The sequence below is a fragment of the Vibrio sp. Vb1026 genome (assembly GCF_033338745.1).
GTDB lineage: Bacteria > Pseudomonadota > Gammaproteobacteria > Enterobacterales > Vibrionaceae > Vibrio > Vibrio alginolyticus.
This window is the reverse complement of record NZ_JAWOTH010000001.1, coordinates 465,493-473,884: the sequence shown is the minus strand read 5'-3', so window position 1 is coordinate 473,884 and position 8,392 is coordinate 465,493. Positions and strand designations below refer to the sequence as shown.

The following is an 8,392-nucleotide window of genomic DNA, read 5'->3' as shown; positions in this document are numbered from 1 at the left end:
CAACAGCAACAGCAACAGCAACAGCAACAGCAACAGCAACAGCAACAGCAACAGCAACAGCAACAGCAACAGCAACAGCAACAAAAGTCTCAAAACGAAGGGAAAGAAGCGCAAGGACAACAGTCACAAAATCAGCAAGATTCTGAAAATAAAAAAGAAAAACAAAAAACGGAACAACATCAACCGCAACGAGATGACAAGCAAGTGAAGGATCAAGGTGAACCAATACAGGCTAAAGCGCATCCCGAAAAAATGCATCAGGATGATCCTGAGTTCCGTCGACTAGAAGCAGTAGAAAGTGCTCGCGACCCAAGCTTTTTGATCCGTGCGCAAATGCAACTTCAAGCGCAACAAAAACAACCTCCACAACAATCTCAAAAGGAGTGGTAAGCCTGTGATGAACAAAGGCGTAAAACTGGTCTTTATTTTTGTGGCCAGCCTAATATCCAGTTTCTCGGTGATGGCACAGACACTTCAAGCTAGTGTGAATAAAACACAAGTAGCCAAGAATGAAGTGATTAACCTCAGAATCATTTCAGATACTGAGCTCAGCTCAGACTCAATCGACTTCAATGTTCTAGAGAAAGACTTCTTCTTGGGTCAACCTCGTTATGGCCGCTCTAGCAATAACATTAACGGAAGAAAATCAGTGCGTACCGAGTGGAGTATCTCAATTGCACCAATGAAAGAAGGTGTTCTGACTATTCCAAGTTTTTCCGCTGATGGCATGAAAACGGAGCCGATCAAACTACGTGTCAACGCGAGCCAAACAGACCCCAATCTTGATGATCTATTTAGCTTCAATATTACGGTCGACAACAGTACGCTCTACCCTCAGCAATCTGCAACATTACGTATACAACTTCTAATTAAAGCGGACACTCGACGCCTAGATAACCCGCAAATAGTACCTCCGCAGATTGAAGGCATGAAGCTTGAGGCACTGGGTGGCTTACAACAAAGACAGAAGATCTTAAATGGGTTAGAAGTAGCGGTCATAGAGCAGTCGTTTCGCTTAACGGCAAATCAACCAGGCACTTATACCTTGATAGGTCCTAAACTGACCGGTTCTTATATTTATGGCGACAGCTTGACGGGCTCAACCAAAATAATGCCTATCAACACCAAAGCGGAACGCATGCCAATCACGGTCAAACCGATTCCGAGCGAATTTAAAGGTGAATGGCTTCCTGCTTCAGCGTTAGAAATGACACAGAGCTGGCAAGACGATCAAGGTAATCTATTGTCGACTAACGCAATCAACACAGTAAAACAAGGCTCTTCACTCACTCGAACCATTCAAGTTAAGGCTCGCGGTACACAAGCCGAATATCTGCCACGAGTCAATATTAGTTACCCGAGTTCACTGCGCGTGTATCCCGAACAACCTAAGTTAGATAGCGCGAGAGATGGCACCGTTACCATGACGGTGAAGCAAGTCATTATTCCTACAGAGGCCGGGAAATATACCTTACCAGGATACGACTTGAACTGGTGGGACAGTCAAAATGATGAAGCGAAGAAAACAACGTTACCAGAGCTAACATTAGACGTAGAGAAAAATGACACTGGGCTAATCACGTTGCCGGAATCGCCTCTTTCAGCGCCTTTAGTGTCAGCCCCTAGTCCTGAATCAAGCGGCGATGTAAACAGTCTCTGGCGAACATTAACCTTTGTTTTCTTAGGGCTTTGGATAATGACATTGGGAATCGCTATTTGGGCATGGAAAAAGCGGTCAATAACAGCGAGTGGAACGGTTTCAAATACTGAACAACCACTTTGCATCGACGCGCTAAAAAAAGTCATCGAAGAGGGCGATGCTGCGAAAATTGAACGCTCTGTAAATGAGTATTTAACCACTCATCAAGACAGGTTAAACCCTGGTGACGTACAAGCAATTAAGCAAGAGCTTAATGCCATGAATCAAGCGTATTTTAGTGCCAACCAACAACCTTGGAGCCCTGATTCGCTGCTAGCGAAAATTCAAAACCTTGGCAAAGCAAACGTAACGAAAACCGACCACCAACTCGAAAAGCTATAAATAACTAGATAACAATGGCAGCTCTCATGAGCTGCCCATTCTCTTATCCGGCCAAATTTGCTTTAGCGGTTTTATCTAGAGCACCAACCGCCGCCCCTTCCCTATCAAGTTGCTCTTATGAACATAACTCACTCAACAAACACTTGGGGCTCGTATTCGTATCGCCTTACACAATTTCGCCCATGATTCTTCGCTTGATAGAGTGCCTTATCCGACAACTGATATAAATGGTCGAAATTAAAGTCTTTGCCTTTCGCTTTATAACAGGAGTAACCGACTGAAACGGTAAGTAACTCCCCTTCTGGGTTATGTCGATGCTTTATCCCCTCGCCCTCGATGCACTGACGAATGCACTCTGCTCTCAGTCGGGCCTCCTCTTGCTCAGAACCAATCATGAGCAATGCAAACTCCTCACCTCCGATACGGCAAAAAACTTCATCTTCACCTTTGGTATGATGATCCAAGATATAGCCAATTCGCATCAATGCGATATCGCCTTCGAGATGACCATAGTGATTATTGAATAAGCCAAAATGGTCAATATCAATCAGGATCAGGCCAAACGACATGTCGTCTTCACACTCTAGGGCACAATATTTTTGCATCACATGTTCTAACATGCGGCGATTACCAAGACGCGTCAAAGGATCGAGCTTAGAAAGTACCTCAAGCTGTCGATTGGCTTCCTCCAACTCTTTTGTTCGGTTCTGAACCTCCAGCTCTAAGTTTTCGTTTAATTCGCGAATCGCCTCTTGAGCTTGAGTACGTTGCAATACTTCAGCTAAGCTGGACGCGAACATACGAATCACTTCACGTAACTGAGAAGTTAACGGCGCACGTGTCAGCAAATTATCAACAGCGATAAAGGCGATAGGACCACTGCTATTTGAAGTCAATACCGTCATCGCAGCCCAACCAAAGCCAACAATATTACAGTCATGATAAATAGGCACTGATTCTTCAAATGCGACTTCGTTTGGCATTGAGCGAGCCAGATTTATAAGAGAGAAATCTTGGGTTTCGCCAAAGAAGTAAGATTCATCCACCACGTTACCTTGAATATCGGTACCCCACGTTCCTTGCATGTAAGAGCAATTTTCATCAGTTAAAAACACCGCCATTCGATCAATACCAAGATTTTTAATGGCGAAAGTGACGGCCGATTTGCATACTCCACTGACAGAAGTGCAACGTGATAACTCAACCATGCTTGAATGCAACATGCGTACGTTTTGTTCTTGGCGCTTACGAATGTAAATTTGAGAGAAAAGTGAACCAAACGAGTCCAACATCTGTTTTTGATATGCCGTTATCGGCTTACGATGAATAAAGTTATCTAGCGCGAACCACCCAAACGGTTCATTGCCATCGCGTAAAATCAACATCGCATTCCAGCCCTGCCCAATGACCTTGCCTGCTGTGTATATTGGCGCGTCTTCTACAATCACTAAGTTGCTCTCGAGGCTAGATAACGCGGTGATATACTCCTCGCTAAGTTGGTGTAAATCGTATTGTGTGTGAAATTCATCAATCGTAATTCCTGACTCATCCGTGCCGTATGTACCACTGAAGCTGCGCTTTTTCATATCGAGAAGCATCAGTGTAGAGCGATCAAACCCAAGTCGTTCACGTAACGCTTCGACGGCTTTGTAGTACAAGTCCTTTAAAGAATCAGGATTAGAGGTTTCGAGTGCAACTTGCTGAACTAACTTCATATTTTCGATAAAGCGCTCGCGTTGGCTAATCTCATCAACATATTGCGCTTCACGAATATCTCTGTGCCTGATCTCTTTCGAGGCATTTTTTTCAGCACGAATACATTGCCAACGCGCCGCTGCGAGTTGCATTGCGTCGTAACTTTCTTCATAGATATTATGTGCTGTGCGAGCATGTACAGATTGAATCAGTAGGTAGGTACGTTTGATAGGCGTGTTGTCGAGCATCATGATGTAACTATCACCGCCTAAATCTCGGGTGTGATTCCAGTTACAAGTGTTGATCGCCAGAGGTATGATGCTTTCAGAGGTATCAAACTGACTTGCCCACTCCCAGAATGTCTCAGGATAGTTTTGGGTTGGGTAAAGCTCTCCGCGAGAGAAGCTCATCGAATGACGAGGGTTAATTGAAGGATCTTCAAAAATAGCGAGGGCTTGAGGGGAGAACAGACTCTCTAAATGATCAAAGATTGCCTCCGCTAGCAACCGATGGTCCCTCGTTGAAGACACTTTTCTTGTAAAACTTCTTAAACTCACCCTACCAACCTAATCTACTTTTTTATCCTCGATAAAAAACTACTTAGGCCATGATATGCAATCAATACGTTCAAATTTGAGCTGTTAAGTCATTCGCAAAATTATCAGACTTAGTGTTACATTCGAGAGCTCTTCAGCACTTTTAAAGCCATGTTTCACATAAGTTACATGCTTTATAAACTGGGGAGGAAAGTTGTACTTATTTACAAGATTTTTGTGTTGGTAGATGTTTTAAGCCTACGACTTAAAAAGAAAAAGGCCCCTCATCAAGAGGGGCAAAGTTACCATCGCTTATAGTTATTTAGTTATGCTTGTAAATACGGTGGATTAACCGAAATCACCATTTACGTAGCCTTGAGTACGGTCGTCTTGAGGGTTGCTAAAGATCACTTGCGTATCGTTGTGCTCAACCAGTTCACCCATTAGGAAAAACGCAGTGCGGTCAGAGATACGACGCGCCTGTTGCATTGAGTGAGTCACGATAACGATGGTGTAGTTCTTCTTTAGCTCTTCCATCAGTTCTTCGATTTTGTGTGTCGCAATTGGGTCAAGTGCCGACGTTGGCTCATCCATCAGAATCACATCCGGCTCCATCGCGATTGTACGTGCAATACATAAACGTTGCTGCTGACCACCAGAAAGACCGAATGCGTGTGATTTAAGGCGATCTTTCACCTCATCCCAAAGTGCAGCACCGCGCAGCGAACGCTCTACCACTTCATCAATTGTCTTTTTGTCTTTGATACCTTGAGCACGTAAGCCGTAAGCCACGTTCTCGTAAATGCTCATCGGGAATGGGTTTGGCTTTTGGAATACCATGCCTACTTTGATGCGAAGGTCAGCAACATCAATGTTGCCGTAAATATCTTCGCCGTCCATCGCCAATTTACCTGTAATTTTCACGCCTTCGATTAGATCATTCATTCGGTTCAAACAGCGTAGAAGCGTTGATTTTCCGCAACCTGACGGGCCGATAAGTGCAGTTACTTGGCGAACTGGAATTGGTAAGTTGATCGATTTCAGTGCTTGGTTGTCACCGTAGAATAGGTCTAGGTTTTCAATATCAAATTTGTTCATTGTCTTAATCTCTTAATTCTTGAATTCGTGTCTTTTAACGTGCGTTCTTAATTAGTGTTGTTAGTAAGTTGCGGTGTTAAAACGTCTAGCAATCAGTTTCGTTACCATGTTGATCAAGAGAACAACTACGATAAGCACTGTTGCCGTACCGTAAGCCTGATTCCATTCTTCAACGGTAAACAGTTCGGTAGTCAGTTTGTATAGGTGAACGGTTAGCGTACGACCTGAATCCAATAAAGAATCAGGAATACGTGCAACCATACCTGCTGTCAGGAATACTGGAGCAGACTCACCAATGACACGACCAATACTTAGAATGACCGAGGTTAAGATACCTGGCATTGCGCTCGGAAGAATCAAACGCCAGATAGTGTAAATCTTAGAAGCACCGAGGCCATAAGAGCCTTCACGGTACGTTTGTGGTACTGCCATCAACGCTTCTTCCGTTGTACGGATGATAACTGGCAGGATTAGGATACTTAGCGTCAATGCACCCGACAGAATCGAGAAGCCAAGGCCAAGAATCGCCACGAAGAAAGTCATACCAAACAGGCCGAAAATGATCGACGGGATACCCGCCAATGACTCGGTACAGAATCGGATGATTTTCACCAAACGACTGCCCACTTTCGCGTATTCGGTCAAGTAGATTGCCGTCATGATACCGAGTGGCGCTGCCACTGCGATAGAAGCGATAACCATGTAAATGGTCGCCACAATCATTGGGAAGATACCGTGCTCTTCACCTGTGCGCGTATAGTTATCAGTAATGAAGTTCCAATCTACGTGTTGTAGACCGTTTGATAGGATGTACCAGATAATCCAGAACAAAAAACCTACCGTTAGTGCTGCCGAGATCCAGACAAATGCGTTAAAGACATTATCTTTGAACTGGCGTGCTTTTTTTAGTTTTGCGCGATCCATAATAGTCACCTTTAACGAGCGATTACTTCGCTTTTTCTCGGTTTAGGTACAGTAGTACAGCGTTCAACGACATGATGAAGACCAGAAGTACTACACCTGTAGCGTAAAGTGCGTTCGCGTGAACACCACTTGCGTAAGACATTTCAATAGCGATGTTTGCAGTTAGTGTACGAGCCGAATCAAGGATGCCTTCTGGCATTGCCGGCGCGTTACCCATAACCATGATAATCGCCATGGTCTCACCCAATGCACGACCGATACCCAGTATCACACCTGTCATGATGCCTGAGCGAGCCGCTGGAACGAGCAACTTAAAGATGGTGTAGATTTTCGATGCGCCCAGTGCCAAAGAACCTTCTTTATAAGTACGAGGGACAGCGCGGATAGACGTTTCAGAAACCGTAATTACTGTTGGTAGAATCATCACACCAAGAACAATAATACCGGCCAAGATAGTGTTACCTGCAGGTACATCAAATACTTTCTGAATCAATGGAACGATAATAACCAGACCGAAGAAACCGTAGACCACTGAAGGAATACCGGCTAGCAGCTCAACCGCTGGACGGATGATGTCTGCTAATCGCTTTGGTGCGATTTCAGCGATAAAAATGGCGGTCAGAACACCAATTGGAACCCCAACAATGACAGCACCAGCCGTCGATACGATAGATGCCACAATCATGGTGGCGACACCGTAAAGCGCAGGTGGTAACCAGTTTTGTCCTAAGACAATGCCCGATACGCCTGCTTCTTGGAATGCCGGAATACTCTCTCGAACGATGAAGTATGCAATAACGGCTAATGAAACAATGCCGATTACGGCACTCGTTAGGAACAAGCCGTGGAAGATGCGCTCTTTCCAGTCTACACGACGCTTCTCGCGTAGGCCTGACTTGCTGATAGCTCTAGCGTCAGTATTCATAAGCTTTTCACTATTTGTTGCGATGGTCATTTAAAAATCTCACGGTTCTGGGCAATGCCGTTGAACACAATGGATAGAAAAGGCTCAGCCCGAAACGTTGGGCTGAGCAAACTTTAGAGTCCCGATGGGATTAGTTAACTGAGATGTAACCTTTTTGGTCAACTAGCGCTTGCGCTTCGTCAGTTAGCATCCAGTCTAGGAATTTTTGCGTTTCTGTTGATGGCTTGCCTTCTTTGTAAAGAACAAGGAATGGACGCGCTACTTTGTAAGAACCGTTTTTAACGTTAGCTACCGTTGCATCAACGCCGTCGATTGCTAGCGCATTAACAGTGTTGTCTACAGTACCAAGAGAAATGTAACCGATTGCGTATGGGTTAGATGCAACCATTGTTTTCAGTGCGCCGTTACCGTTCGCAACTTGAGCACGTTGAGAGATAGCTGATACCTTCTTACCAGAAATCTTCATTTTTAGAGACATGATGTCTTCAAATGCGCCACGAGTACCAGAAGCTGTGTCACGAGTAATGGCTACGATTGGCTTGTCTGCACCACCGACCTCTTTCCAGTTTGATACTTCGCCTTTGTAGATTGCAGTCACTTGCTCGGCTGTTAGACCTGGCAGTTTGTTTTGTGGGTTAACAACCACTGCAATACCATCACGAGCAACCACTTCTTCGATTAGTGTTGATTCTTTTTCAGAGTCTTTTAGATTACGAGAAGACATACCAAGGTCTGCTGAACCATTTTTCGCTGCTTTTACACCAGCTGAAGAACCAGGACCTTGAACTTCGATAAATACGTTAGGGTTCTTCTTCATGTACGTTTCAGAGAAAACTTCCATCAGTGGAGTTACGCTGCTAGAACCCACTGCAGAGATAGTTTCTTTAGCAGAAACAGGAGTCACTGCCATTGCGCCTAGAAGTGCGATTGCACCGATTACTGTCTTTTTCATCACAATTTCCTTAAGTGGCTTTATTGCCGTTGTGTTTCACTTGAACGGTGCTCACTTTAGAATTTGAATATGACAGTTGTGTTTCACTTAGTTGAACCCTCTATGACACGTTGTCATTTCTAACTATTAATTCCGCGACTTATCCCTCTCTCAATTTGAACGTAACGTTTTTATAACGTTGCCTCATGTTCAAGATGATAACCCCATCGATTTTGGTACAT

The 8,392-nt window shown here is 44.4% G+C and carries 6 protein-coding genes and 1 pseudogene; 2 read left to right on the top strand and 5 right to left on the bottom strand.

Going from position 1 to position 8,392, the window contains the following annotated elements; translation table 11 throughout:
• Together R7E47_RS02200 and R7E47_RS02195 are read left to right on the top strand one after the other, a co-directional pair.
• A pseudogene (locus tag R7E47_RS02200) lies at positions 1–390 on the top strand (hypothetical protein); the annotation flags it as partial.
• 4 nt (positions 391–394) lie between these two features.
• Positions 395–2,041, top strand: coding sequence for a BatD family protein (locus R7E47_RS02195; RefSeq protein ID WP_258493923.1), 1,647 nt, complete (start codon positions 395–397; stop codon positions 2,039–2,041).
• Positions 2,042–2,169: 128 nt separating this feature from the next.
• On the opposite strand, the gene R7E47_RS02190 is transcribed toward R7E47_RS02195, so the two are convergent.
• The 5 genes from R7E47_RS02190 to R7E47_RS02170 all read right to left on the bottom strand — a co-directional run bounded on the left by R7E47_RS02190 (position 2,170) and on the right by R7E47_RS02170 (position 8,171).
• Entirely contained in the window at positions 2,170–4,293 is a 2,124-nt protein-coding gene (locus R7E47_RS02190; protein ID WP_318083673.1) for a GGDEF domain-containing protein, read from the bottom strand.
• Positions 4,294–4,620: 327 nt separating this feature from the next.
• Positions 4,621–5,370: a phosphate ABC transporter ATP-binding protein PstB gene (gene pstB / locus R7E47_RS02185; protein ID WP_005375156.1), complete on the bottom strand. Its 750-nt coding sequence runs from the start codon at positions 5,368–5,370 to the stop codon at positions 4,621–4,623.
• 60 nt (positions 5,371–5,430) lie between these two features.
• The gene (gene pstA, locus R7E47_RS02180) at positions 5,431–6,294 is read right to left on the bottom strand and encodes a phosphate ABC transporter permease PstA (protein ID WP_005383923.1); all 864 of its coding nucleotides are present in this window, start codon (positions 6,292–6,294) and stop codon (positions 5,431–5,433) included.
• A 22-nt stretch (positions 6,295–6,316) separates the two neighbouring features.
• Complete coding sequence (gene pstC, locus R7E47_RS02175) at positions 6,317–7,249, bottom strand: phosphate ABC transporter permease subunit PstC (RefSeq protein WP_005375154.1); 933 nt, start codon at positions 7,247–7,249, stop codon at positions 6,317–6,319.
• Positions 7,250–7,349: 100 nt separating this feature from the next.
• Positions 7,350–8,171, bottom strand: coding sequence for a phosphate ABC transporter substrate-binding protein (locus R7E47_RS02170; RefSeq protein ID WP_005375153.1), 822 nt, complete (start codon positions 8,169–8,171; stop codon positions 7,350–7,352).
• Positions 8,172–8,392: the final 221 nt, after the last annotated feature.